Source organism: Pseudomonas sp. Pseusp97, assembly GCF_047304025.1.
Lineage (GTDB): Bacteria > Pseudomonadota > Gammaproteobacteria > Pseudomonadales > Pseudomonadaceae > Pseudomonas.
Genome location: NZ_JBGLYK010000022.1, coordinates 1 through 23,318 on the forward strand (window position 1 = coordinate 1; position 23,318 = coordinate 23,318).

At 59.1% G+C, this 23,318-nt stretch carries 22 protein-coding genes and 2 tRNA genes; 19 read left to right on the forward strand and 5 right to left on the reverse strand.

Annotation, left to right across the window (positions count from 1 at the left end):
• Window positions 1-3 precede the first annotated feature (3 nt).
• Window positions 4-891: a PA2778 family cysteine peptidase gene (locus ACCC94_RS06875; RefSeq protein WP_413348602.1), complete on the forward strand. Its 888-nt coding sequence runs from the start codon at window positions 4-6 to the stop codon at window positions 889-891.
• Window positions 892-965: 74 nt separating this feature from the next.
• Window positions 966-1,943 (forward strand): formate/nitrite transporter family protein, encoded by a 978-nt coding sequence (locus ACCC94_RS06880; RefSeq protein WP_413348584.1) that lies wholly within the window; start codon window positions 966-968, stop codon window positions 1,941-1,943.
• Between the two features lie 34 nt (window positions 1,944-1,977).
• On the opposite strand, the gene ACCC94_RS06885 is transcribed toward ACCC94_RS06880, so the two are convergent.
• Window positions 1,978-3,261 (reverse strand): NAD(P)/FAD-dependent oxidoreductase, encoded by a 1,284-nt coding sequence (locus tag ACCC94_RS06885; RefSeq protein WP_054911130.1) that lies wholly within the window; start codon window positions 3,259-3,261, stop codon window positions 1,978-1,980.
• Between the two features lie 185 nt (window positions 3,262-3,446).
• Here ACCC94_RS06885 and ACCC94_RS06890 point away from each other — a divergent pair.
• From ACCC94_RS06890 to ACCC94_RS06905, 4 genes are all read left to right on the forward strand, one after another.
• A tRNA-Val gene (locus tag ACCC94_RS06890) sits at window positions 3,447-3,523 on the forward strand.
• 499 nt (window positions 3,524-4,022) lie between these two features.
• Entirely contained in the window at window positions 4,023-4,148 is a 126-nt protein-coding gene (locus tag ACCC94_RS06895; protein WP_413348585.1) for a hypothetical protein, read from the forward strand.
• Between the two features lie 442 nt (window positions 4,149-4,590).
• Window positions 4,591-5,055: a GNAT family N-acetyltransferase gene (locus ACCC94_RS06900; protein WP_413348586.1), complete on the forward strand. Its 465-nt coding sequence runs from the start codon at window positions 4,591-4,593 to the stop codon at window positions 5,053-5,055.
• Between the two features lie 274 nt (window positions 5,056-5,329).
• The gene (locus ACCC94_RS06905) at window positions 5,330-5,947 is read left to right on the forward strand and encodes a DUF4946 domain-containing protein (protein WP_413348587.1); all 618 of its coding nucleotides are present in this window, start codon (window positions 5,330-5,332) and stop codon (window positions 5,945-5,947) included.
• Between the two features lie 74 nt (window positions 5,948-6,021).
• Here the strand turns inward: ACCC94_RS06905 and ACCC94_RS06910 are convergent, their stop codons facing one another.
• Both ACCC94_RS06910 and ACCC94_RS06915 read right to left on the reverse strand, forming a co-directional pair.
• Window positions 6,022-6,246, reverse strand: coding sequence for a hypothetical protein (locus ACCC94_RS06910; protein ID WP_413348588.1), 225 nt, complete (start codon window positions 6,244-6,246; stop codon window positions 6,022-6,024).
• Between the two features lie 433 nt (window positions 6,247-6,679).
• Window positions 6,680-7,033: a histone-like nucleoid-structuring protein, MvaT/MvaU family gene (locus tag ACCC94_RS06915; RefSeq protein ID WP_413348589.1), complete on the reverse strand. Its 354-nt coding sequence runs from the start codon at window positions 7,031-7,033 to the stop codon at window positions 6,680-6,682.
• A 256-nt stretch (window positions 7,034-7,289) separates the two neighbouring features.
• On the opposite strand from ACCC94_RS06915, the gene ACCC94_RS06920 reads away from it, so the two are divergent.
• The 10 genes from ACCC94_RS06920 (at window position 7,290) to ACCC94_RS06965 (ending at window position 15,803) form a co-directional block, all read left to right on the forward strand.
• Window positions 7,290-8,123, forward strand: a complete 834-nt coding sequence (locus ACCC94_RS06920) for an alpha/beta fold hydrolase (RefSeq protein WP_413348590.1) — start codon at window positions 7,290-7,292, stop codon at window positions 8,121-8,123.
• 241 nt (window positions 8,124-8,364) lie between these two features.
• Entirely contained in the window at window positions 8,365-10,287 is a 1,923-nt protein-coding gene (gene thrS, locus ACCC94_RS06925; protein WP_413348591.1) for a threonine--tRNA ligase, read from the forward strand.
• Entirely contained in the window at window positions 10,287-10,838 is a 552-nt protein-coding gene (infC, locus tag ACCC94_RS06930) for a translation initiation factor IF-3 (RefSeq protein WP_171049545.1), read from the forward strand. Before thrS ends, infC begins: the two co-directional genes overlap by 1 nt.
• 60 nt (window positions 10,839-10,898) lie before the next feature.
• A complete protein-coding gene (rpmI, locus tag ACCC94_RS06935) occupies window positions 10,899-11,093 on the forward strand; it encodes a 50S ribosomal protein L35 (protein ID WP_017516491.1) in 195 nt (64 codons plus the stop codon).
• Window positions 11,094-11,114: 21 nt separating this feature from the next.
• Complete coding sequence (rplT, locus tag ACCC94_RS06940) at window positions 11,115-11,471, forward strand: 50S ribosomal protein L20 (protein ID WP_003099086.1); 357 nt, start codon at window positions 11,115-11,117, stop codon at window positions 11,469-11,471.
• A gap of 97 nt (window positions 11,472-11,568) precedes the next feature.
• A complete protein-coding gene (gene pheS / locus ACCC94_RS06945) occupies window positions 11,569-12,585 on the forward strand; it encodes a phenylalanine--tRNA ligase subunit alpha (RefSeq protein WP_413348592.1) in 1,017 nt (338 codons plus the stop codon).
• Between the two features lie 34 nt (window positions 12,586-12,619).
• A complete protein-coding gene (pheT, locus tag ACCC94_RS06950; protein ID WP_413348593.1) occupies window positions 12,620-14,998 on the forward strand; it encodes a phenylalanine--tRNA ligase subunit beta in 2,379 nt (792 codons plus the stop codon).
• Between the two features lie 3 nt (window positions 14,999-15,001).
• Window positions 15,002-15,304, forward strand: coding sequence for an integration host factor subunit alpha (gene ihfA / locus ACCC94_RS06955; protein ID WP_003090661.1), 303 nt, complete (start codon window positions 15,002-15,004; stop codon window positions 15,302-15,304).
• Window positions 15,285-15,641, forward strand: coding sequence for a MerR family transcriptional regulator (locus ACCC94_RS06960; RefSeq protein ID WP_015476661.1), 357 nt, complete (start codon window positions 15,285-15,287; stop codon window positions 15,639-15,641). The genes ihfA and ACCC94_RS06960 overlap by 20 nt, the downstream gene beginning before the upstream one ends.
• An 85-nt stretch (window positions 15,642-15,726) precedes the next feature.
• Window positions 15,727-15,803, forward strand: a tRNA-Pro gene (locus tag ACCC94_RS06965).
• Between the two features lie 184 nt (window positions 15,804-15,987).
• Here the strand turns inward: ACCC94_RS06965 and ACCC94_RS06970 are convergent.
• On the reverse strand, window positions 15,988-16,869 hold the full coding sequence (locus tag ACCC94_RS06970) for a hypothetical protein (RefSeq protein ID WP_413348594.1): 882 nt from the start codon (window positions 16,867-16,869) through the stop codon (window positions 15,988-15,990).
• Window positions 16,870-17,154: 285 nt separating this feature from the next.
• Between ACCC94_RS06970 and ACCC94_RS06975 the strand changes: the two genes are divergently transcribed.
• Entirely contained in the window at window positions 17,155-17,352 is a 198-nt protein-coding gene (locus tag ACCC94_RS06975; protein ID WP_413348595.1) for an AlpA family transcriptional regulator, read from the forward strand.
• 176 nt (window positions 17,353-17,528) lie between these two features.
• Here ACCC94_RS06975 and drt2 read toward each other — a convergent pair whose 3' ends face one another.
• A complete protein-coding gene (gene drt2 / locus ACCC94_RS06980; protein WP_413348596.1) occupies window positions 17,529-18,818 on the reverse strand; it encodes an antiviral reverse transcriptase Drt2 in 1,290 nt (429 codons plus the stop codon).
• A gap of 640 nt (window positions 18,819-19,458) precedes the next feature.
• Here drt2 and ACCC94_RS06985 point away from each other — a divergent pair.
• The gene (locus ACCC94_RS06985; protein ID WP_413348597.1) at window positions 19,459-21,837 is read left to right on the forward strand and encodes an AAA family ATPase; all 2,379 of its coding nucleotides are present in this window, start codon (window positions 19,459-19,461) and stop codon (window positions 21,835-21,837) included.
• A gap of 664 nt (window positions 21,838-22,501) precedes the next feature.
• Window positions 22,502-23,095 carry an inovirus Gp2 family protein gene (locus ACCC94_RS06990; protein ID WP_413348603.1) on the forward strand — a complete coding sequence of 198 codons (594 nt, stop codon included), beginning with the start codon at window positions 22,502-22,504 and terminating at the stop codon, window positions 23,093-23,095.
• Window positions 23,096-23,318: the final 223 nt, after the last annotated feature.

The following is a 23,318-nucleotide window of genomic DNA, read 5'->3' on the forward strand; positions in this document are numbered from 1 at the left end:
ACGCTGCCTGCCAGCGTCGATGCCCTGCCGCAGCGGGTGGAGCTGAAAGAGGTGCAATTCTTCCCGCAGCAGGAATTCCAGTGCGGCCCGGCCGCGCTGGCGACCATGCTCAATCAGCGCGGCATCCGTGTAACGCCCCGCGAGCTGAAGGACCGTGTGTTCATCCCCGGGCGCGAGGGCAGCCTGCAGGTGGAGCTGGTGGCGGCCGCGCGCGAGAAGGGCATGCTGGTCTACCCGCTCAAGCCACGCCTGGAGAACATCCTCAGTGAAGTGGCAGCGGGCAATCCGGTGCTGATCCTGCAGAACCAGGGACTGGACTGGCTGCCGGTCTGGCACTTCGCGGTGGTGGTCGGTTACGACCGCACTCGCCATGAACTGATCCTGCGTTCGGGCATCACCGAGCGCCTGGTGATCGACTTCACTGCCTTCGACGTGACCTGGAAACGCAGCCAGCGCTGGGCGGTGCTGACCGTTCCGGCGGATCGTCTGCCCGCCACGACGGAGCCGACGGCCTGGCTGCGGGCGGCACACGATCTGGAAGAAACCGGCCAGTCGGTCCTGGCGGAACAGGCCTATCGGACCGCGACCCGCGCCTGGCCACAGGAGCCGCTCGGCTGGTTCGCCCTGGCCAACGCGCGCTATACCGACGGCAACCTGAGCGATGCCGAGCAGGCGTTGCGCCATAGCGTCGGTGCCAAGCCGGCGTTTGCCGCGGGTTGGTTCAACCTGGCCAACGTGCTGGGTGAGCGCGGCTGCCCCCAACAGGCCGATTCCGCGGCGAGTTGCGCCCGGCAACTGGCGCCGGGCGATGCACGTTTCTCGCAGAAGATCGGCGTTTCTGCGGCGCTGGGCGCCAATTGCCAGGCCGTGCCTGTTTGCCCGGCAAACTGAAGTTCGCAGGTTTCCTGAACCGAAGCGGGGGATGCGCAGCCTAACGCTGCAATGCCCCCAGCGAGGTGCCCTGCATGGCGACGGAAAAACAACCGGCACGCGGCGCAGCCCAGTCGCGCGCAAGTGCCGTCACTGACCAAGCGAAGACCCGCCGCAAGGCCGCCTCTGGTGGCCAGACGCGGAAATCCAAAGCGGAGAGCGACACGGCGGACGATCTTTCCGCCGAGGAGCGACGCAAGGTCGAAAAGAGCCAGCCGCCACGGCCGCTGGTGTTGCACGAAGTCATCCGCCTGCAGGGCAACCATGAGCTGGACCGGACCCTGGCGGCGCTCTGGTGGTCGGCGTTGGCGGCCGGGCTGACCATTGGCCTTTCGCTGATGGCCATGGGGCTGTTCCGCGCGCGCCTGCCGGATCACGACATGGCGGTGATCACCACCAGCCTTGGCTACCCGGTCGGCTTCCTGGCGATCATTCTCGCGCGCCAGCAGCTGTTCACCGAAAACACCCTGACGGCCGTGCTGCCGGTGATGAGCGAGCCGACGCTGGAGAAGTTCGGCCAGCTGCTGCGGCTGTGGTCGGTGGTGCTGCTGGGCAATGTGGTCGGCGCGCTGCTGTTCGCCTACGGCATGCTGCACCTGCCGATCTTCGATACCAAGGCCGACCAGGCCTTCCTCGAGATCGGCCGCGAAGTGATGGAGAACGACCACTGGCAGATGTTCTCCAAGGGCATCGTCTCCGGCTGGATGATCGCCACCATGGTCTGGCTGGTGCCGGCGGCCGAGAACGCCAAGGTGTGGATCATTTTCCTGGTCACCTACCTGATGGCGCTGGGCAGCTTCAGCCACATCGTGGTCGGCACCTGCGAGGTGGGTTACCTGATGTTTGCCGGGGAGGTCCCGGCGTCGGGGTTCGTCCTCGACTTCGCCCTGCCGACGCTGGCGGGGAACATCGTCGGAGGTAGCTTGATCTTTGCGCTGATGAGCCACGCCCAGGTGCGCAGCGACAGCTCGTCGCCGCCGGAGAAGATCCCGGAAAAGAAAACGGCGCCCTGAGGCGCCGTTTTTTCGTGCGGTGTGAAGCGAGGCGTCAGATGCCCAGCTTGTCGCGCATGGTGTAGTACCAGGCACCGATCGCGGAGAACGGAACCTGGAACATGCGGCCGCCCGGGAAGGGGTAGTGCGGCAGGGTGGCGAAGGCGTCGAAACGTTCGGCCTGGCCACGCAGCACCTCGGCTAGCAGCTTGCCCGCCAGGTGGGTGTAGGTCACACCGTGGCCGGAGCAGCCCTGGGAGTAGTAGATGTTGTCGCCGATGCGGCCAACCTGCGGCAGGCGCGAAAGGGTCAGCAGGAAGTTGCCGGTCCAGGCGAAGTCGATCTTCACGTCCTTCAACTGCGGGAACACCTTGAGCATCTTCGGACGAATGATCGCCTCGATGTTCGACGGATCGCGCGCACCGTAGACCACGCCGCCGCCGAAGATCAGGCGGTTGTCGCCGGTCAGGCGGTAGTAGTCGAGCAGGTAGTTGCAGTCCTCGACGCAGTAGTCGGTCGGCAGCAGGGACTTGGCGAGGTCAGCGCTCAGCGGCTCGGTGGTGATCACCTGGGTGCCGCACGGCATGGACTTGGAAGCCAGCTCCGGCACCAGGCCGCCGAGGTAGGCGTTACCGGCTACCACGATGAACTTGGCCTTCACGCGGCCCTTCGGGGTGTGCACGACAGGGTTGGCGCCACGGTCGATCTTCACGGCAGGGGACTGCTCGTGGATCACGCCACCGAGGGATTCCACGGCCGCGGCTTCGCCCAGGGCGAGGTTCAGCGGGTGGATGTGGCCGCCGCTCATGTCGAGCATGCCGCCGACGTAGCTGTCGGTGCCGACGACTTCGCGGATGCGCTTGGCGTCCATCAGTTCCAGCTGGGTGTGGCCGAAGCGCTCCCACAGCTTTTTCTGCGATTCCAGGTGGCCCATCTGCTTGGCGCTGAGGGCCGCGAACACGCCGCCGTCCTTCAGGTCGCACTGGATGTTGTACTTGGCGATACGCTCGCGGATGATGCGGCCGCCTTCGAAGGCCATGTCACCCAGCAGTTTTGCCTGCTTGGCGCCAACGCTGCGTTCGATGACGTCGATGTCGCGGCTGTAGCTGTTGACGATCTGGCCGCCATTACGGCCCGAAGCGCCGAAGCCGACCTTGGCGGCTTCCAGCACGGTGACCTTGAAACCGTTTTCCAGCAGGAACAGGGCGGTCGACAGGCCGGTGTAGCCCGCGCCGATTACGCAGACATCGGTTTCCACCTCGCCCTGCAGTTCAGGACGGGCCGGGACCGGGTTGGCCGAAGCTGCATAATAGGAGGAAGGGTAGGAGGTGTGCGGCATAATGCACCTGTGTTTGTTATTTTTTACGAGATGTGCGGATGCTACCTGAGTCGAATCTGGCCGGCTAGTGCCCGTGCAAAATAATTTACGGACGGTCGAACATAAAAAAATTCACTTTTTCAGTAAGTTAGCGAAAAAAGTGCTTGACGCTCCAAAACGATCGCGTAGAATGCGCCCCACACGACAGGCACATAGCTCAGTTGGTTAGAGCACCACCTTGACATGGTGGGGGTCGTTGGTTCGAGTCCAATTGTGCCTACCAAACAAAACCGCTTCTGGCGGTACTTAGAGGGCGATCCGAAAGGGTCGCCCTTTTTGTTTTTTCAATATTTTTTCCAAACCTTTGCAAAACGGCAGTCGCGGCCTAGAGCTCCAGGTCGGCCCGCACCCTCTGATACTCGACCGCCTTCTCTTCCGGCCCTCCTGATAGTAGGTCGTCATCTCGCCGTCGGCGTGGCCCATCAGCGCCTGCACGTACTCGGTCGGGAGTCCCTGCTTTTCATATGGCCAGGAACCCAGCGCGCGCAGTTCGTGCACAGTAGGTCGTGCTCGCTTATCGGTGATGTGCTTGTACGCCCCGCAGTCGTCCGGCCACCGCCTGGCGCAGGTCTGCGCCCATCTCTATCTCCAGATGGATTGGCACGGCGTAGTTCTCCGTCTTGCTGGAGACGGCCGGCGCGTTGATATCTATCAGTCAGGCGCCGAACGAGGAGAGGGAAACTTAGGTCAGGCGCAATGAGCGCTATTTGGAGGACCTGAAGATGAAAGCTCTCTCCGCACTGGTAAGTCTGATTAGCAGTGACGATGCCGTTGTTGCTCTCGGCGTTTTTTCACTGGTCGCAGGTGCGCTCGCCGTTTCCTCGATATTTCTGCTGGGCGTGAGCTGAGGCAGATACTGCAGTCCTGGCGCTCGGTTGGCGGATGCGCGCTTGAGGAGCTATCGCCGCTATAGGTTCATTCAAGCTGCCTGAAACGTTGCTTGGCTTATGTCTCCCATGTTTCGGACGGCTTCGCCGAAGAAGCGCGATAGCCTGCAAGCTAGGATGCGCGCTGCTGGCCGGCCTGGAGCGGCGGAAGGCCCACGAACGGCAACCGCTTGCCGCGGCGGAAGCCTGCAGATGAGTCAGGCTGCGTATAGTGATCGATGGGGCGCTTGCGCGATTTCCCGGCTGCCGATTAGAGTTGCGCCCCTGTCGGCAGGATCAGCCGACAGGCTTTCAATCCGCGAAACAAGGAGGTGCCCTATGACCCGGTTTTCAATGATGTGTCCGCCAATGAACCGTCAACGAAATCCTGAAGGGGCCCTTTCTGCCCCGCGGAGAATCAAACATGTCCACTCTTTGCCCACCGGTGTTTCTCGTTGCCCTCAGCTCGCCTGAGGAAGAAGCACTCTGCCGTACCCTGCGGGTACGCGACGACCAAATTGACTTTATTGCCAGCAACGCCGAATCGCTGGAGCAAGCTGCCGATAGCCCTTGGTGTGAGCCTCTGGCCGTGCGCGCCATGCAGACTGGTGAGCTAGTCGGCTTCCTGATGCACGCCCTCGATCCGGATGAGAACAGCCGCTGGATCTACCGCCTGATGATTGACCGCACGCACCAGGGTCGCGGTTATGGACGTGCTGCCCTGCGAGCGCTGATGGCACATCTCTGCAACTTGCCTGGAGGTCCTGGTGTTGCCCTTGGTGTTGCACCGGAAAACATTGGAGCGCGACGTCTCTATGCGTCCGAAGGCTTCGTCGAGACTGGTGAAGTCATTGATGGTGAGCTGATCATGAGACGAATGTCGACGTGATCAGAGGCAGGGGCGCCTTGGCGCCCCTGCAACTTTACGAAGCCATCCTCAAATGACAGCGGGATATGCCCTGCGTTTCAGATCGGCTCGATCAACTGCGCACCGTGAAGGGTAGACGCTGGCACTGAGCGCCATGCATTGCTGGAAATACGAGAAGCCCCGCGTTGCAGCGCGGGGCTTCAGGACATCGTTTACCACCAGGACATCAGCCAGCCGGTCCGTCGGCTGTAGGATGAGTGTAGCGCGCTTATGGCGTTACGCCAGTATCGAGCTGATGCTTCTCGGCGTCGACGGCTCAGGTATTCGATATGCTTATGGCCGGGTTTGTTTGAAGCGGCTGGCACTGTTGATCGCTGATAGGGGAGAGGTGATGCGCGGTCTGAGATCCTGGTTGTTGTTCGGCGTGCTGCTGGCGCCGTTTCCGGCATTGGCGGAGATGCAGGTGATCTGGCCGCAGGGTTGGGAGGTTTCCCGCTCGCCGGCGGATGCGACGGCCGATGCGCCGGTGGTTCGCCAGCGCGGTGTGCGCATGGCAGAGGACGGATCCCAGGACCTGGTCATGGAGGTCACCCGTAGCAGGCTCGGCTCTGGTATGGCGGTCAGTGTCGAGAATGTCATCGTCGAGATGCGCAAGGCGTTGCAGAAGGACTTCATGCGTCAGGGTTTCCAGGCGGCGTGCAGCAAACCGCTTGAAACCAGGCTGGGTGGCCTGGCGGGGTTGGAGGTTCATTGTGGTATCAGCCAGAACGGCACCGAGGTGCTCAAGCAGACTTTGCAGGTTGCCCTGGGAGAAGGCGCGGCGTATTCGCTGACCTATGCGGCGCCCTCACAGCGCTACGAGGCGTTGGCGGGGGAGATCGAATCAGTCAAGGCGGGTATCCGTCTGAACTGAATGTTGGCTGCCTTTATATAGGACGACAGAAATGCAAAAGCCCCGCATTGGCGGGGCTTTTTGGTTTTTCCGGTTCACGCAGCGATGGTGGCTTGCACGCGCTGGATCACAGCGTTCAGCGGCGCCTCGCCCAGGTACTGCTGGGGATAGAGGCGCTCGGTGTGCTTGGCGATGCCATGCTCGTTCACCAGGGTGAAGCTGAAGCCATGCTTGCGCTTGGCCTGGATGACGCAGTTCAGAGGGGCGAAGGCCGCCGAAAGGGTGCCAATTGCCTCCTGGATTTGCAGGGAGGTTTTCATTGTCTTGTCTTTCCAAATAGGTAACGGTCCTATGACCGTCGAAATCGTCAAAAGCTCCGGTTGCGATCTGAGAATGCAGAAAGCTTGTGACCGGAATATGGCAGCGATTGGAAACTTGACGGTCTGTTCGCGTCAGGCTGCGATGTTGGGTGAAAGCAGGTGATCTGACGTGGGGCGCTGATCGCTCGGGCAAATGTTCCTGGCGCGGTTGGCGTGCTCTGGAATCGATGCGGAGGATGCGCTGGCCGTGGCCCTGTAGAGCCCAGCTTCTGCCCTGGATCAGGTAGGGAGTGCTGGGAGGGGCGACCTTGGGTTTGGTTTTCGCTAGCGACCGATTATAAGGATTTCTTCTAGCAATGGCTAGTTTTTATACAGCCATTGGTCGGTTATCGCGGATTTCGCGGAGCGGGAGCGCTCCGCGAACCGTCGCGGCTCACTGCAGCCAGGATTCCACGGTGTCGCCACCGTATTGTTGCTTCCAGGCCTTCAGGGTCTTGTGATTGCCGCCTTTGGTTTCGATGGTCTCGCCATTGTGCGGGTTCTTATAGACCTTCAGTTGGCGGGTGCGGCGCGGCTGTTGCGCGGTTGCCGGTTCGGTAGTGGTCTGCGGGTCAAGGATATTGATGACATTGCGCAGGTCCATGCCGTACTGATCCATCAAGGCCTGCAGTTGGTCCTTGAACTCCAGTTCTTTCTTCAGGCCGCCATCGCTCTTGAGTTTCTCGAGCAGGGCGAGTTGTTCCTGGAGTTTACGCTCGGCTTCGCGGAATTCCGCAAGTTTGGACATCTGGGTGCTCCCGTATGTTGGGTGATAAGTACGGCGCGATTCTGTGTTCTTATGATTGTTCGCGTCAACTGAATATATGAATGGTTGCGATTGGGGAAACACACTTTAAATGTTAAGGGCGGATGAAGGGTTGGTGGATTAGTTGGGTTCTGAAGGATAATGCGCGAGCTAAGGGGCGTGGCGGGATTTTTCGTCGATTAGATAGTCCCTGCGAATTCTGTGTGCTTTATTGTGGTGCGTTGCGTGCGAGTGCTGGATGAATAACGAGATAGTGCATTACCGGGTCAATGATTATGAACTGACGTGCCAGGTCGCCGGGCAGGGGGTGCCGCTGCTGCTGGTCCATGGTTCGCTCTGCGACTATCGCTACTGGCAGGGGCAGGTCGAGGCTTTGTCCGCGCGCTATCGCGTGATAGCGCCCAGTCTGCGTCATTACTACCCGGACCAATGGGATGGCGAGGGATCAGGTTTTACGACGCAGCAGCATGTTGATGATCTTCTGGCATTGCTCGATCAGTTGTCTGGCCCGGTTCATCTGCTGGGGCATTCACGGGGAGGGAATATCTGTCTGCGGGTGGCACAGGCCGTGCCGCATAAATTGCTTTCACTGACGCTTGCAGATCCCGGTGGAGACTTTGCTAATGATGTTTTCACCGGGGTGAATATCGACGCGCCGGTATCCCCCGTCGAGCGCAATCAGTTTCGTCAGCAGGCCCTGAAGATGATTCGTGCTGGGGCGGTGGAAGACGGGTTGCAACTTTTCGTCGACACTGTCAGTGGCGCAGGAGTCTGGTCGCGGTCCTCCCGGCAATTTCGTGAAATGGCGACGGCTAATGCAATGACGTTGGTCGGGCAGGTCGCCGATCAACCCGCTCCTATTGGGCGTGCGCAGATTGCGCAATTGCATTTGCCGGTATTGCTGATTGGCGGCGCGAAAAGTCCGGAGCCGTTCCCGCGAATCATCCAGGCATTGCAATCGATACTGGCGGATGTGCGGTCGGTGACGATTCCCGGCGCGTCCCACGGCATGAATGTGATCCGCCCGGCGTCCTTCAATCGCACTGTGCTGGAATTTGTCGAGCAGTACTGAGGCAAGTCAGGCTTGCCGCTCGTCAGCTTCCTCAACTTGCAGTAACATCCCACGCCCTGCCCGCTATCGTTTTCGGGCAGGTTTTCGATTTCTTCCAGTGATCTCCGTCCGCGCGCGAATGCGCAGGGTGCCGACAAGGCGCCTGCCACTGTGAGGCAGGCCTGCCCGGCGGGCGACGCTTACTGGCACATCCCAACCCATGTGGCCTTTCGTAGGGGTCACCACTAGGAGAGGAGGCGCCATGCCCATCATTACTCTTCCCGACGGTAGTCAGCGTTCCTTCGATCATCCGGTCAGTGTGACCGAGGTGGCGCAATCCATTGGCGCGGGCCTGGCGAAAGCCACCCTGGCCGGCAAGGTCAACGGACGCCTGGTCGATGCCTGCGACATCATCGACAGCGACGCGACCCTGCAGATCATCACCCCGAAGGACGAGGACGGGCTGGAAATCATCCGCCACTCCTGCGCTCACCTGGTGGGCCATGCGGTCAAGCAGCTGTACCCGACCGCCAAGATGGTCATCGGTCCGGTGATCGACGAAGGCTTCTATTACGACATCGCCTTCGAGCGCCCCTTTACGCCGGAAGACATGGCTGCCATCGAAAAGCGCATGGCCGAGCTGATCGAGAAGGACTACGACGTCATCAAGAAGATGACGCCGCGTGCCGAAGTCATCGAGACCTTCAAGGCTCGTGGTGAGGAGTACAAGCTTCGCCTCATCGACGATATGCCGGACGAGAAAGCCATGGGCCTGTACTTCCACGAGGAGTACGTGGACATGTGCCGCGGCCCGCATGTGCCGAACACCCGCTTCCTGAAGGCGTTCAAGCTGACCAAGATTTCCGGTGCCTACTGGCGCGGCGACTCGAAGAACGAGCAGCTGCAGCGTGTCTACGGCACCGCCTGGGCGGACAAGAAGCAGCTGGCGGCGTACGTCCAGCGCATCGAGGAAGCCGAGAAGCGCGATCACCGTCGCATCGGCAAGCAGCTCGACCTCTTCCACCTCCAGGAAGAAGCGCCGGGCATGGTTTTCTGGCACCCGAACGGCTGGACCGTCTACCAGGTGCTTGAGCAGTACATGCGCAAGGTGCAGCGCGACCACGGTTACGTCGAGGTCCGCACCCCGCAGGTCGTCGATCGTATCCTCTGGGAGCGTTCCGGCCACTGGACCAACTACGCCGAAAACATGTTCACCACGTCTTCGGAAAGCCGCGACTTCGCCGTCAAGCCGATGAACTGCCCGTGCCATGTGCAGATATTCAACCAGGGCCTGAAGTCCTACCGCGACCTGCCGCTGCGCCTTGCCGAGTTCGGCGCCTGCCATCGCAACGAGCCGTCCGGCGCGCTGCACGGCATCATGCGCGTGCGTGGCTTCACCCAGGACGACGCCCACATCTTCTGCACCGAAGATCAGGTGAAGAAGGAAGCGGCCGACTTCATCAAGCTGACCCTGCAGGTCTACTCCGACTTCGGCTTCAGCGATGTTTCCATGAAGCTGTCGACTCGTCCGGCCAAGCGCGTCGGTTCCGAAGAGCTGTGGGATCGCGCCGAAAACGCGCTGGCCGACGCTCTGAACGAATCCGGCCTGGAGTGGGAATACCAGCCGGGCGAGGGCGCCTTCTATGGTCCGAAGATCGAGTTCACCCTGAAGGACTGCCTCGGCCGTAACTGGCAGTGCGGCACCCTGCAGTACGATCCGAACCTGCCCGAGCGCCTGGATGCCAGCTATATCGCCGAAGATAACAGCCGTACCCGTCCGGTCATGCTGCACCGCGCGATCCTCGGCTCCTTCGAGCGCTTCATCGGCATGCTGATCGAGCACTACGCCGGCCTGTTCCCGGCTTGGCTCGCACCGACCCAGGCCGTGGTGATGAATATCACTGACAAGCAGGGCGAATGGGCTGAAGAAGTGGTGCGTCAGCTCGAGCAAAGCGGATTCCGTGCCAAGTCTGACTTGAGAAACGAGAAAATTGGCTTTAAAATCCGCGAGCATACTTTGCTCAAGGTTCCCTATCTGTTGGTTATCGGTGATAGGGAAGTTGAATCGCAGGCCGTCGCCGTTCGTACGCGCGAAGGGGCAGACCTCGGCTCGATGCCGGTCGCCCAGTTCGTGGAGCTGCTCGCTCAGGCGGTTTCCCGGCGTGGTCGCCAAGACTCGGAGTAATCATTATTAAGCGTGAAATGAGACAGGATAAGCGGGCTCTCCCGAAACCGCCGATCAACGAGAACATCACCGCCCGTGAGGTTCGTCTGATTGGTGCTGACGGTCAGCAGATTGGCGTGGTCTCCATCGATGAGGCACTCCGTCTGGCTGACGAGGCCAAGCTGGACCTGGTGGAAATTTCTGCTGATGCGGTGCCCCCTGTCTGCCGCATCATGGACTACGGCAAGCACCTCTTTGAGAAGAAGAAGCAAGCCGCTGCTGCGAAGAAGAACCAGCACCAGCAACAGATCAAAGAAATCAAGTTTCGTCCAGGGACGGAAGAAGGGGATTACCAGGTAAAACTACGCAACCTGGTACGTTTCCTTAATGAAGGGGACAAGGCCAAGGTATCGCTTCGATTCCGTGGTCGTGAGATGGCCCACCAGGAGCTGGGCATGGAGCTGCTGAAGCGGGTCGAAAACGACCTCGCCGAAGTCGGCACCGTGGAACAGCATCCTAAGCTGGAAGGACGCCAGCTGATGATGGTCATCGCTCCCAAGAAGCGTAAATAACCTCCCGGGCACTGGCAGGCCTGATGGTTATCAGTTGTTAACGAATGCGGAGTACTAAACATGCCAAAGATGAAAACCAAGAGTGGCGCCAAAAAGCGCTTCAAAGTGACTGCTGGTGGCATCAAGCACAAGCACGCTTTCAAGAGCCACATCCTGACCAAAATGACCACCAAGCGTAAGCGTCAGCTGCGCGGCACTTCGATGCTCGCTGCTTCCGACGTTCGCCGTGTAGCACGCTCCCTGCGTCTGCGTTGATTTCTGGTAGAGGATAAATAAATGGCTCGTGTTAAGCGTGGCGTGATTGCCCGTCGTCGTCACAAAAAGATTCTGAAGCTCGCAAAAGGCTACTACGGCGCGCGTTCGCGCGTGTTCCGCGTTGCCAAGCAGGCGGTAATCAAGGCTGGCCAATACGCCTACCGTGACCGTCGTCAGCGCAAGCGTCAGTTCCGCGCCCTGTGGATCGCCCGTATCAACGCTGGTGCTCGTCAGAACGGTCTGTCCTACAGCCGTCTGATCGCTGGCCTGAAAAAGGCGGCCATCGAGATCGACCGTAAGGTCCTGGCCGATCTGGCTGTGAACGAAAAAGCGGCGTTTACCGCGATTGTCGAGAAAGCGAAAGCCAGCCTGGCTTAAGCCCCGCGACAGTTACCGGATCCTGGTCCGGACGTAACGTCACCGATAGGGGAAGAGCCTTACCGCTCTTCCCCTATTTTGTATCTGGAGTTGGTACATGGAAAACCTGGACGCGCTGGTCTCGCAGGCCCTGGACGCCGTGCGGAACACCGAAGACGTCAACGCCCTGGAGCAGATCCGGGTTCATTACCTCGGCAAGAAAGGCGAGCTGACCCAGGTCATGAAGACCCTGGGCGACCTGCCGGCCGAAGAGCGCCCCAAGGTCGGTGCGCTGATCAACGTTGCCAAGGAACAGGTTCAGGATGTGCTGAACACCCGCAAGGCCGAGCTGGAGGGCGCCGCCCTCGCCGCCAAGCTGGCAGCCGAGCGCATCGACGTGACCCTGCCGGGCCGTGGCCAGTCCTCCGGCGGCCTGCACCCGGTTACCCGTACCAAGGAGCGCATCGAGCAGTGCTTCACCCGCATCGGCTATGAAGTCGCCGAGGGCCCGGAAGTCGAAGACGACTACCACAACTTCGAAGCGCTCAATATCCCGGGGCACCACCCGGCTCGTGCCATGCACGACACCTTCTACTTCAATGCGAACATGCTGCTGCGCACCCATACCTCGCCGGTACAGGTCCGCACCATGGAAAACCAGAAGCCGCCGATTCGCATTGTCTGCCCGGGCCGCGTCTACCGCTGCGACTCCGACCTGACCCACTCGCCGATGTTCCACCAGGTCGAAGGTCTGCTGGTCGATGAAGACGTCAGCTTCGCCGATCTCAAGGGCACCATCGAGGAATTCCTCCGCGCCTTCTTCGAGAAGGAATTCTCCGTCCGCTTCCGCCCGTCCTTCTTCCCCTTCACCGAGCCTTCGGCGGAGGTCGACATTCAGTGCGTGCTCTGCAGCGGCAAGGGTTGCCGCGTCTGCAAGCAGACCGGCTGGCTGGAAGTCATGGGTTGCGGCATGGTCCACCCCGACGTGCTGCGCATGTCCGGCATCGACCCCGAGAAGTACCAGGGCTTCGCCTTCGGCATGGGTATCGAGCGTCTCGCCATGCTGCGCTATGGCGTGAACGACTTGCGCCTGTTCTTCGACAACGATCTGCGGTTCCTCGGCCAGTTCCGCTAGCCCGCACGACCGTCAACGCATTCAGGAGAGCAGGATGAAATTCAGTGAACAGTGGCTGCGGAGCTGGGTAAATCCGCAGGTATCCCGTGACGAGCTGGTGGCTCGTCTGTCCATGGCGGGCCTCGAGGTCGACGCCGTGATCCCGGTTGCCGGCCAGTTCAGCGGCGTGGTCGTGGGCGAAGTACTGTCGACCGAACAGCACCCGGACGCCGACAAGCTGCGCGTCTGCCAGGTCAGCAACGGTTCGGAGACCTTCCAGGTCGTCTGCGGCGCGCCCAACGTGCGCCCGGGCCTGAAGATCCCCTTCGCCATGATCGGCGCCGAACTGCCGGGCGACTTCAAGATCAAGAAGGCCAAGCTGCGCGGCGTCGAGTCCCACGGCATGCTCTGCTCGGCCAAAGAGCTGGAAATCAGCGAAGAGAACGCCGGCCTGATGGAGCTCGCCGCGGATGCGCCGGTGGGCGCCAATATCCGCGACTACCTCGAACTGGACGACGCCTCCATCGAGATCGGCCTGACCCCGAACCGTGGCGACTGCCTGTCCCTGACCGGCCTCGCCCGCGAAGTCGGCGCGCTGTACGGCGCCGAGGTCAAGCCGGTGGTGGTCAATGCCGTCGCCCCGCAGATCGACGAAGTTCGCACTGTGGAGCTGCTGGCTCCCAAGGCCTGCCCGCGCTACCTCGGTCGCGTAGTCCGCAATGTCGACCTGAGCAAGCCGACCCCCCTGTGGATGGTCGAGCGCCTGCGCCGTTCCGACATTCGCAGCATCGACGCAGCCGTCGACATCACCAACTACGTGATGATCGAACTGGGCCAGCCGATGCATGCCTTCGATCTTGACGAGATCAGGGGCGGCGTACGCGTGCGCATGGCGGAGGAGGGCGAGAAGCTCGTCCTGCTCGACGGCCAGGAAGTCGCCCTGCGTGCCGACACCCTGGTGATTGCCGACCACGAACGCGCCCTGGCCATCGCCGGCGTGATGGGTGGCGAGCACAGCGGCGTCAGCGCCAAGACCCGCGACCTCTTCCTCGAGAGCGCCTTCTTCGACAACATTGCCGTTGCCGGCAAGGCTCGTTCCTATGGCCTGCACACCGATGCCTCGCACCGCTTCGAGCGTGGCGTGGACTCGCAACTGGCCCGTCGCGCCATGGAGCGCGCCACCGAACTGCTGCTGCAGATCGTTGGCGGCGAAGCCGGTCCGATCGTGGAAGCAGTCAGCGAAGCCGACCTGCCCAAGGTTGCGCCGGTCACCCTGCGCGCCGAGCGCGTCACCCAGATGCTGGGCATGACCCTGGAAAACGCCGAGATCGAGCGTCTGCTCACCGCCCTGGAATTCGACGTCCAGAAAGCCGGTGCTGATGCCTGGACCGTGGACGTGCCGAGCCATCGCTTCGACGTCTCCATTGAGGTCGACCTGATCGAAGAGCTGGGCCGCCTCTATGGCTACAACCGTCTGCCGGTTCGCTACCCGCAGGCCCGCTTGGCGCCGAACACCAAGTCCGAGTCCCAGGCCGAACTGCCTGCGTTGCGCCGCCTGCTGGTCGCTCGCGACTACCAGGAAGCCATTACCTACAGCTTCATCGATCCCAAGCTGTTCCAGCTGTTCCACCCCGGCGTCGAGCCGCTGATGCTGGCCAACCCGATCTCCGCCGACATGGCCGCCATGCGCGCCTCGCTCTGGCCGGGGCTGGTGAAGTCCCTGCAGCACAACCTCAACCGCCAGCAGACCCGCGTGCGCCTGTTCGAAAGCGGCCTGCGCTTCGTCGGTCAGCTGGAAGGGCTGGTGCAGGAAAACATGCTTGCCGGCGTCGTCTGCGGTGCCCGTCAGCCGGAAGGCTGGGCCAACGGCCGCGAGAACGTCGACTTCTTCGATGTCAAAGCCGACGTCGAAGCGCTGCTGGGTAACGCCGGCGCCATCGATGCCTTCACCTTCTCCCCGGCAGAACACCCGGCGCTGCACCCGGGCCAGACCGCCAAGATCGAGCGCGACGGCGTGCTGGTCGGCTATCTGGGCGCCCTGCACCCGGAACTGGCCAAGGCGCTGGACCTGGATCGCCCGGTCTATGTCTTCGAGCTGGTACTGGCCGAAGTGGCCAAGGGCCGCCTGCCGAAATTCAGCGAACTGTCGCGCTTCCCCGAAGTGCGCCGTGACCTGGCCCTGATCGTCGATCTGGATACCCCGGCCGAATTCGTCCTGGCCAATATCCGTGAAACGGCGGGCGAATGGCTGACGGACCTCAGGCTCTTTGACGTCTACCACGGTAAAGGCATTGATCCGCTTAGAAAAAGCTTGGCCGTTGGCTTGACCTGGCAGCATCCATCACGCACTCTTAATGATGACGAGGTGAACGCGACTACGCAGAATATCGTCGCCTCGCTGGAACAAAGGTTCAACGCCACGTTAAGGAAGTAGCGTATGGGGGCTCTGACGAAAGCTGAAATTGCTGAACGTCTGTACGAAGAGCTGGGCCTGAATAAGCGGGAAGCCAAGGAACTGGTGGAGCTCTTCTTCGAAGAGATCCGCCAGGCGCTGGAGCATAACGAACAGGTGAAGTTGTCGGGTTTCGGCAACTTCGACCTGCGCGACAAGCGCCAGCGTCCCGGACGCAACCCGAAGACGGGAGAGGAAATCCCGATCACAGCCCGGCGCGTCGTCACCTTTCGTCCAGGGCAGAAACTGAAGGCCAGGGTTGAGGCTTATGCTGGAACCAAGTCATAACGACGAGCTGCCCCCCATTCCGGGCAAGCGCTACTTCACCATCGGTGAAGTGAGCGATCTTTGCGCGGTGAAGCCGCACGTACTGCGGTACTGGGAACAGGAGTTCCCGCAACTCAACCCGGTCAAGCGACGAGGCAACCGGCGCTACTACCAGCGCCAGGACGTGCTCATGATTCGCCAGATCCGTGCGCTGCTCTATGACCAGGGCTTCACCATCGGTGGCGCCCGTCAGCGCCTCACCGGCGACGAAGCACGCGAAGACGCCACCCAGTACAAGCAACTGATCCGGCAGATGATTGCCGAATTGGAAGACGTGCTGCATGTGCTGCGCAAGTAACTGAAAAAAATGAAAAAAGCACTTCTCCAAAGCAAATGCTTGGGGTATAGTGCGATCCGCTTCTGAGGGAACTCGGAAGCAACGTCGGGGCGTAGCGCAGCCTGGTAGCGCACTTGCATGGGGTGCAAGGGGTCGAGTGTTCGAATCACTCCGTCCCGACCAATAATCCCTAGAAAATCCAATCACTTAGCGGTGGTTGGATTTTTTTATGGGCGAGTGTTTTGTGTGCCCCTCGAATTTTGCCCCACTTTTTGCCCCACCGGAAATCTCGCCGTTTTGTAGGCAGTTTTTGAGGTTCTTCTCGAGCCGAGCATTCCCTGGGGAATCGAGCCAAGCGATCGAGTATCTAGTGCTCGATCCCTCGCAGTACGCGAATCTGCTCCTTGAGATAAAGGTCCTTTTCATCCTCCATCTGCAGGAGGATTTCCAGGACGCGGGCTCTGGAGAGCTCATGAACTTTGCAGAGTCTGTCCAGGCGCTTAATGGCCTTATCGCTCAGGATGAAGTTGTACTGCTTCTTCCCTTTAGCGTCCTTGCGGCGAAGCTTCTGCCGCCAGAGCCGTCTTATCGTCGCGATGCAATGGGCTCGCTCCATGGGCTTCCACGTAAACGAGTCGAGTTTAATCAATAGGCGCTGATGGCTTTCGGGATGAGAGTGAAGGAACACCTGGTGGGAGAGGTGTTTGCTCAGCCATTCCCAGGCGTGACGACAGGCTTCTCTCTCGTCCCCCTCCTTAATCCAATCCAACTGTTCGTCTAATTGTTGCTGTTCTCCCCACGCGCGCTTAAGGCTGGCCAAGAACAGGGTCTTTTTCCACTGGGGCCATTCCGCGCAGTCGATCGTGGCTATCAGCAGATCTCTTTCGGATAGAACCGGCGAGTCGATTCGCTCATCCGAGATTTCACGAGGCAGCCTGCGCTTAATCCAAGACAGCTGACGCTCGCTCTCCGATATCCAGGAGAAGTGCTTCTCAGGGATCAGCAGGTCGTTCTGGTGGGCCTGCACCTGACCCCTCGTCACTCCGAACTCCTCAATGCTCTCAGCCATAAGGTTACGCATGGTCGCGAGAATGATGTTCTTCGGGTGGTAGACAGCGGTGTCGCGCAGTGCCAGGTAGAACCACAGCCAGATGTCACGACGACTGTCGGATGAGGTTTCTCCCAGGAGGGTGGACAAGGTATCCGTGACGAAGAAGCCGGATTTGAGGGGAGGGCGGGGTTGGGTCATGACTTCCTTGTCTTGTTGAAAGCATCTAGTTGCGGAATAGAGCTGGAATAGATGGTTTGTAGATGTGATCTAGAGGGATTCTAGAAGCTGGCTAGATGCAGTTTTAATAAGACATATCTGGAATTCCGCGGCCTGTAGCCGTGTTTCATCCATATCTGCACTGCAGCCTGCCTTCTTCATGGAGGTGCTGAAGCCCCTTTGCTGCCGTCAGATCGCTCCTGAGCTGGGCTCGGTCAATAAAAACGAGACCTGCCAATCCTCTGAACGAACACCAGGAGCCCGTTCATGAGGATCATCCGTTTACGAGAAGTCATGGCTACGACCGGCCTTGCTAGGTCGACCGTCTACAAGTACATCAGCGAAGGTGCGTTCCCGAAGCCGGTGTCATTGGGGGAGAGGTGCGTGGGGTGGGTGGAGGAAGAGATTCACGACTGGGTGATGGAGAAAATTGAAGAGCGTGACGCTGCTTTGAAAGCCGCGTGAGAGAAGGGCCAGGCATAAACGCGGTGACTGGCTGTGTCCAGTCACCGCGTTTATGCCGTTGGGAGGAGTGATCGAAGGGGGTATCTAAGGCAGCAATCGGCCAGAAGCAGTCACTATCTGATGAAGGCACACGCCCCTCCTCGCAAGCCTTGCCTGAGGCCGGAAGCGTGGCCTATTCAATGTCGTTCGCCTTGCGCATCTGAAATGCGCTCGCGAAGCCTGTTCCAATGTGGTTTGAGCTGCTTCTTGATCGATGGGGCGTTCATGATTCTGGCTGCCCGGTAGCCATAAGAAATGAAATTCCTTCGGCCCAGGTAGGAGTACCGCTTGTACAGCTTCTTCAGGAACATCGAACGGGGCAGCTGGCCTCTGGAGATTCGTTTGGCGTTGACCTTCTCCATGCATTGTTCCGCCATCCAAATGCCTTTCTTCACACGCTCCTGATAGCGAGCCAGTGACGATGAGCGCAGGTAAATGTTGGTCCCGTCGAAGATAAAGCCCAGGTATTGCAGAGGTCGGTCGGATCTCAAGCCCTTAGCCGAGCGCTTAAATTTGCAGGTCTCCGTCTTGGAGGCCTGGATTTCCAGGCCTATCGCATTGACCCGTTGGCCGACTAGGGCTTTGGCCTCCGCATCCTTCTCCAGCGGCACAATTAGCAGCACATCATCGCAATACCGGTAATAGGCACCGCCGCAGGTTTGGACATAGGTGTGGATCTGCTCATCGAAGCCCATCATGTACACGTTGGACAGTAGGGCGCTGATAGGGGAGCCCTGGGGGATACCTTTTTTATCCTTGTTGGTTTCGATCAGGCCGCCATCACGCACCTTAGTTCGGAATTCGTGGGGCTCGCATATTCGCTTGCGGCCTTGTTTGGGGTTGTTCTTGGAGAGCCCCAGCATCTCGTAGACTTGGTCCCTGTAGACGAACGAGAACTTGGTGAGGGATCGATACACCGCGTAATGGTCGTCGGGCAACTGGCTGGTGCCTAGTAGTGTCTGCCAGGCACTTTTGAGATGCGCATGATCTAGGTTGTCAAAGAAACCTTTGATGTCGATGGCGATGACGCAGCAGGAGTCTCGCGTCGCGATATCTAGGAACGCCTCGCGAGCAAAATTGATATTGCTTTTGCCAAGGGCCCGAAACGCCAGAATAGCGGGGGACCACTGCACCTTCGCCAGATGGTCCTCATAGGCCTGGTTCAGCAGTTCGCAGTAGTAGGAATAAATGTGGCTGTCGACATGCGCAGCGTAGGAAATGGGCCGTTCTTTGGGGTCTTTTTTGACCACCTTCCCTATGCTTTTGTCGAAAAACACTTTCTGTGTTTGTGCGACATAGCGAATAAAGGGGTAAAAGGCATGCTTAGCAACAGTCTTAGGACTTGAGACTATCTCCAGCGCCGCAGCCTGGTTGATCGGGCGATCAAAGTGCAGATAGCCCCGAGATTTGTACCAATTTTCCGGCATCAGCGTACATCCATGTTCGAGCCAACCGGCCAGGTATAGGATGGCGGCAATCCTCAACCGCCTGGCCGGATAAACTCAAATGCTCCTCACATCATCCAATCGGTGTTGGTCACCCAGTCCGATTTCGCCGCGATTGCTAGGATCGACGTATAATGTCAGCGTCACACTTGGAGTACCTATGAAGATAAGTATCCGAGCGCTGCTGGCCGCACTGCTGGTCACCTTGGGTGGTTTCACCTGGGATGCCGCCTTGGGGCTTGACAGCTTGTGATGCACCTTCGGGTCTATACCCGAAGCGCTTGCAGGCTAGCATAAATCTGGCTGAATCAGCTCCCTATTCTCGATAGAGTTCATCAGACTTTGACAGTATCTCGGCGTCGCAAACTTTCGACGAGCGTGTAGATATCGTCTATCAGCTGCTCGCGAGCCCAATGTGCCACACCGGCCACTTAGCGCTCACGCCCAGGGCTCAAAGCTAGGCAGCAGGTTGGGGCAGCGCCGCGCCGTCATGGTCGTCTAATCCAAGTACCTCAGACAGTAGCTGGTCCGTGGAGGCCCGACCCCGAGGCGTTTGAGGCTACTATGCCCCAGAATTCTCAGCGTACTGATTACTCTAAACCGACGAGCATTTCTTCCGTCCATGGCCAGGTTTTTTCCAGCATTCGATTTCGCGGAATTCCGCAGCAAAGGCGAATTCGCCCTCTTTCGGGAGCTGGCAGCACTCGACGATAGCTTCACCGTCATCCACTCGCTGCCCTGGCTACGAGGCAGATCCAAGCGGGTGTACTCGCAAGAGCTGCAGGAGTACCTGCGGGTCTCTTTGGAAAGGAAGCATTTGTCCGGCGAGGTGGACTTTGTGATCTTACACGCGGAGCTGGGCATGCTTTGTATCGAGACGAAATCGGGGCTGTACAAGCCCTCGGGCGTTCGCTTCATTCACGAACGTGCCGGATACGAAATCGATCCACTGAATCAGGTCAAGGACAATGCTTTCGTTCTCGTCGAGATGCTGCAGTCTTGGCAGGTGAAGTGCCCAGTCGGGTATGCAGTGCACTTTCCAGACTTCGATCTTGAGAGTTCGCAGATCGCCAGCGCCTACGTACCGCTCGACCGGCCGATTCCTGAAGGCATTCTGATCCTGCAGAAGCATCGTCGGGACATGCCCGCGCGCATCATGCAGTTGATGGCGCACTGGAAAGCCGCGCTTAATTACGGCGACCAGGACAGTTTTAGCAATGAAATTGATCAATTCCTCGACGCGGTTTGGCCGCAGGAAGTGCGGGACGGGTCTCTCGGCCGAAAGATTGTCGCGGATGGTGAGCTGTGGCTTCGATTAGACGACAGGCAGGCGAATCAGGTGGCCTTGTGCATCGACACTGATAGGAGGCTGATCGCGGGATTCTCAGGCAGCGGCAAGACACTCATTGCGCGCTCTCTGGCCGAACAGCTTGCACTCCAAGGCCTCAAGGTACTTTTCCTTCTAAAGAACCGCCAGATCACGCAGAAGGTGGCCGCTCAACTGAGCCGATCCAGCCAGGGAGTAACGGTTCAGACCTTTCATTCCTACTGCGAGTCTCTGGGAATGCGGAGCCGAGACAGTGGCATTGGCGAGCCCAACTATGACAAGCATTACCTGGCCTTGCATGAGACGGTAGATCACCAGTATGCGGTGCTAATCGTCGATGAGGCCCAGGCGCTCAACGAGGCCGATCACTTGGCGCTGCATGAGCATTTTGCCAATGCCCGCAAGTTCGTATTTGCCGATGAGCTCCAGGTGCTTCCCGGTATCGAACGGGGTAGTTCCTATCGATTTATGGAGGATACCTACGGCGAGAGCTTCTTCTACCTGACAACGGTCTATCGAAATCCCCGCGGCATCACTCAGACGATGATGGAGATGCTACCGCCACGACATGAGGTCAACTGCCCTCGCCCGTTTTCTAGGGAGGACTTATCCAAAAGCATCAGCAGGGATGTCTCCAAGAGCATCCAGGCCATAACGACGGAGCTCTCGAAGGCCGGTGTCATAACGCGGGACATGATCGTGCTCAGTCAGTTTTCCTTGTCGCTTGAGGGGGTCGATGTTTCGCGCTCCACGATCTCGGCGTATCGCGGCATGGAGAAACCCGTTGTAATCATCGTGGCGGGCTTCGAGATGGACGACACGACATTGGCTTGCGCTCTCGGACGAGCCACTACATGCGCCTACATCATTGTGCCCATCGACATGCTCGTGGGGCTGCGCAGCGTGAAATCGGATTTTCTGCGAAAGGGCTTGCAGAAGATGGACCGTGAAGCGGTCCTCGAACAGGATGCCCGTAATCCAGCCCCACGATTCATCGAAAACAGGGTGCAGAAGTATGCGGGTCTAGTCGGAAGGCACCAGATCTTTGGTGAAGAGTTCGTCTACGCAAGCCGATGGAGACGATGGGTCTATGAAGGCGGCATCAGATGGAGCAGCCGCGGAGCTCAGCTTTGGGGCTGGTGGCTCTCGTTATCGACAAGTCTGCCCATCTCCGGTATTGACCTCGTGCGCAATGAGCTGACCGACGGATATCTCCGAGCCTGCGCCAAATGCAATAACACGACACCGCATGACATGCTCGGCACATGTCTGACGTGCTTGGCCACGCCATTGGACGAGGCCAGTGTCTCGGAGATTGTCCTGCACGCGGCTGATTTGGGCTCCGTTCGATCAGCGACGAGGGGGCAATCCATCATTGAGGTCGCGGCACTGGTCAGTGATTACCATTTTCCGCGCTCTGGTGACATTGTGAGAGGGATTGCCGAAGTTGATGTCCTATCACTTGCCACTACGATCGTCGAGTTTCGGATGCGCTGTGATGCAGCCGTTGCCACCAAATCCCAGGTGGTGCAATGGTTGCGAGAAGTGTTGGTAGCCAGTGATTTAGATGGCTCCGTCGAGAGTCTTGCAGGGCGCACAATCAGTAGTCTCTGCGCGCAGAAGCTAATGGTGAAGATCGAGACCGGCAAATACCGACTAACCGATCCTCAATAGCCTTGAAAGGCAGTACTCCTTGAGCAACGCGGCCTCGACTCTTCGCCAGTCTGCGCTGCTAAACAGCAGTCGACAACTGATGCGGAGCTGGCATTTTGCTATCGGGAAACTGTCTGCTTCTAGCCGATCGCAACCCTCTGAGAGAGTTTGCCTGTAGGGAAGGCTAGCCGGCGCGTTGGTATTTTTCCGGAGTGATCAAGACAGAAGACCCTCAACCGATATTGGGGCTTTAGCTTCGGTCTATCCGAGGTCATTGAGGGTTGAGTTTTCGGTGCGGGTAATATGCTTTATATCTACCATTCAACATCCGTCCTATCCCTATCCCTATCCCTATCCCTATCCCTATCCCTATCCATCCACCTTCCCCTACCCACATATCAGTCTCACCCCATCCCACCGCTCATTACCCCTATCCCTCTCATCCTCCCAGCGCCATCCCATCTCAGCATCCCTCCATCCAATCACTAGGTCCTCCCTAGCCAGCCTCTCCACTCAGCTAACTCCAGACAGTCCTAGACACCAAAGGACCAGCCTTCCACCAGTAGAAAGTTACTCCCTGTGCAGAGGATATGAACCTCACACAGGAGCAGCGTTCATGCCTCGTCATCCCAGCAATACCAACCTCCACCTGCATCACTCCAGCACCTTCCAGGGCCTACCTGTCATGGCAGAGAAAGGTCCCTTCATCGAGCAGTACCTATCTCGCTTGCACAGCACCATTGAGCGCTCCTTGAAGCACTACTCCCGAGTATTTGCCTTCCGAGTGGATCTACGTCTGCCACTGAACGTAGACCTGCCTAGCTACGCTTACAACAACGGGGTCATCAGCCGATTCCTAGAGTCCTTCAAGGCCAAGATCGAGCATGACCGGCAGAGAGCTCGCACTCGGCATCGATACGCTCATGACAGCAGGGTCAGATACGTCTGGGCGAGAGAAGAGAGCAGGGGAGAGCGACCGCATTACCACCTGCTAATCCTGCTCAATGGAGATGCCTACTTCACTGTGGGAAGGAAAACCTCCACTGAGCAGAACATCTTCCATCGTCTGCAGCAGGCATGGGCCAGTGCGCTGGGGCTCAGCCTGGAGGAGGTGAGTGGCCTGGTGGAGATACCCCGAGCGGCTGGATACCTGGTTAGTCGAGCTGCTGGTGATCATGGAGAGCTAGCGGACCTGTTCCATCGAGCGAGCTACCTCTGCAAGGCTGCTACGAAGAACTATGGGGATGGTCAGCACAGCTTCGGGTTCAGTCGTGGATAGCTGCATTCCAGACACGTCTTATATCGATCTTCACCCATGATCGGTCCAATGCACCTGCCTCATTCCTGTTTGCGTGATGGGGCAGTTGGAGCAGCTCGGTAGCCCTGAAATGGCATCGTCCGGACACTTCAACTCTTGCGAGGGAGCGCGGTGTTTGACCGTATCGAGACGGGGCGAGGACGCTTCGTATTCGGACTGGTTGGTTCGTAGAAATTAACCCAGT

What these genes read in the sequence shown, in the direction of transcription:
- ACCC94_RS06990 (WP_413348603.1), top strand. Translation starts at nt 22,502, where the DNA reads ATGGCAGAGAAAGGTCCCTTCATCGAGCAGTACCTATCTCGCTTGCAC.
- ACCC94_RS06880 (WP_413348584.1), top strand. Translation starts at nt 966, where the DNA reads ATGGCGACGGAAAAACAACCGGCACGCGGCGCAGCCCAGTCGCGCGCA.
- ACCC94_RS06970 (WP_413348594.1), bottom strand. Translation starts at nt 16,869, where the DNA reads ATGACCCAACCCCGCCCTCCCCTCAAATCCGGCTTCTTCGTCACGGAT.
- ACCC94_RS06920 (WP_413348590.1), top strand. Translation starts at nt 7,290, where the DNA reads ATGAATAACGAGATAGTGCATTACCGGGTCAATGATTATGAACTGACG.
- rplT (WP_003099086.1), top strand. Translation starts at nt 11,115, where the DNA reads ATGGCTCGTGTTAAGCGTGGCGTGATTGCCCGTCGTCGTCACAAAAAG.
- rpmI (WP_017516491.1), top strand. Translation starts at nt 10,899, where the DNA reads ATGCCAAAGATGAAAACCAAGAGTGGCGCCAAAAAGCGCTTCAAAGTG.
- ACCC94_RS06975 (WP_413348595.1), top strand. Translation starts at nt 17,155, where the DNA reads ATGAGGATCATCCGTTTACGAGAAGTCATGGCTACGACCGGCCTTGCT.
- ACCC94_RS06900 (WP_413348586.1), top strand. Translation starts at nt 4,591, where the DNA reads ATGTCCACTCTTTGCCCACCGGTGTTTCTCGTTGCCCTCAGCTCGCCT.
- ACCC94_RS06905 (WP_413348587.1), top strand. Translation starts at nt 5,330, where the DNA reads ATGCTTCTCGGCGTCGACGGCTCAGGTATTCGATATGCTTATGGCCGG.
- ACCC94_RS06910 (WP_413348588.1), bottom strand. Translation starts at nt 6,246, where the DNA reads ATGAAAACCTCCCTGCAAATCCAGGAGGCAATTGGCACCCTTTCGGCG.
- pheS (WP_413348592.1), top strand. Translation starts at nt 11,569, where the DNA reads ATGGAAAACCTGGACGCGCTGGTCTCGCAGGCCCTGGACGCCGTGCGG.
- ACCC94_RS06915 (WP_413348589.1), bottom strand. Translation starts at nt 7,033, where the DNA reads ATGTCCAAACTTGCGGAATTCCGCGAAGCCGAGCGTAAACTCCAGGAA.
- drt2 (WP_413348596.1), bottom strand. Translation starts at nt 18,818, where the DNA reads ATGCCGGAAAATTGGTACAAATCTCGGGGCTATCTGCACTTTGATCGC.
- ACCC94_RS06985 (WP_413348597.1), top strand. Translation starts at nt 19,459, where the DNA reads ATGGCCAGGTTTTTTCCAGCATTCGATTTCGCGGAATTCCGCAGCAAA.
- ihfA (WP_003090661.1), top strand. Translation starts at nt 15,002, where the DNA reads ATGGGGGCTCTGACGAAAGCTGAAATTGCTGAACGTCTGTACGAAGAG.
- thrS (WP_413348591.1), top strand. Translation starts at nt 8,365, where the DNA reads ATGCCCATCATTACTCTTCCCGACGGTAGTCAGCGTTCCTTCGATCAT.
- pheT (WP_413348593.1), top strand. Translation starts at nt 12,620, where the DNA reads ATGAAATTCAGTGAACAGTGGCTGCGGAGCTGGGTAAATCCGCAGGTA.
- ACCC94_RS06960 (WP_015476661.1), top strand. Translation starts at nt 15,285, where the DNA reads ATGCTGGAACCAAGTCATAACGACGAGCTGCCCCCCATTCCGGGCAAG.
- ACCC94_RS06895 (WP_413348585.1), top strand. Translation starts at nt 4,023, where the DNA reads ATGAAAGCTCTCTCCGCACTGGTAAGTCTGATTAGCAGTGACGATGCC.
- ACCC94_RS06885 (WP_054911130.1), bottom strand. Translation starts at nt 3,261, where the DNA reads ATGCCGCACACCTCCTACCCTTCCTCCTATTATGCAGCTTCGGCCAAC.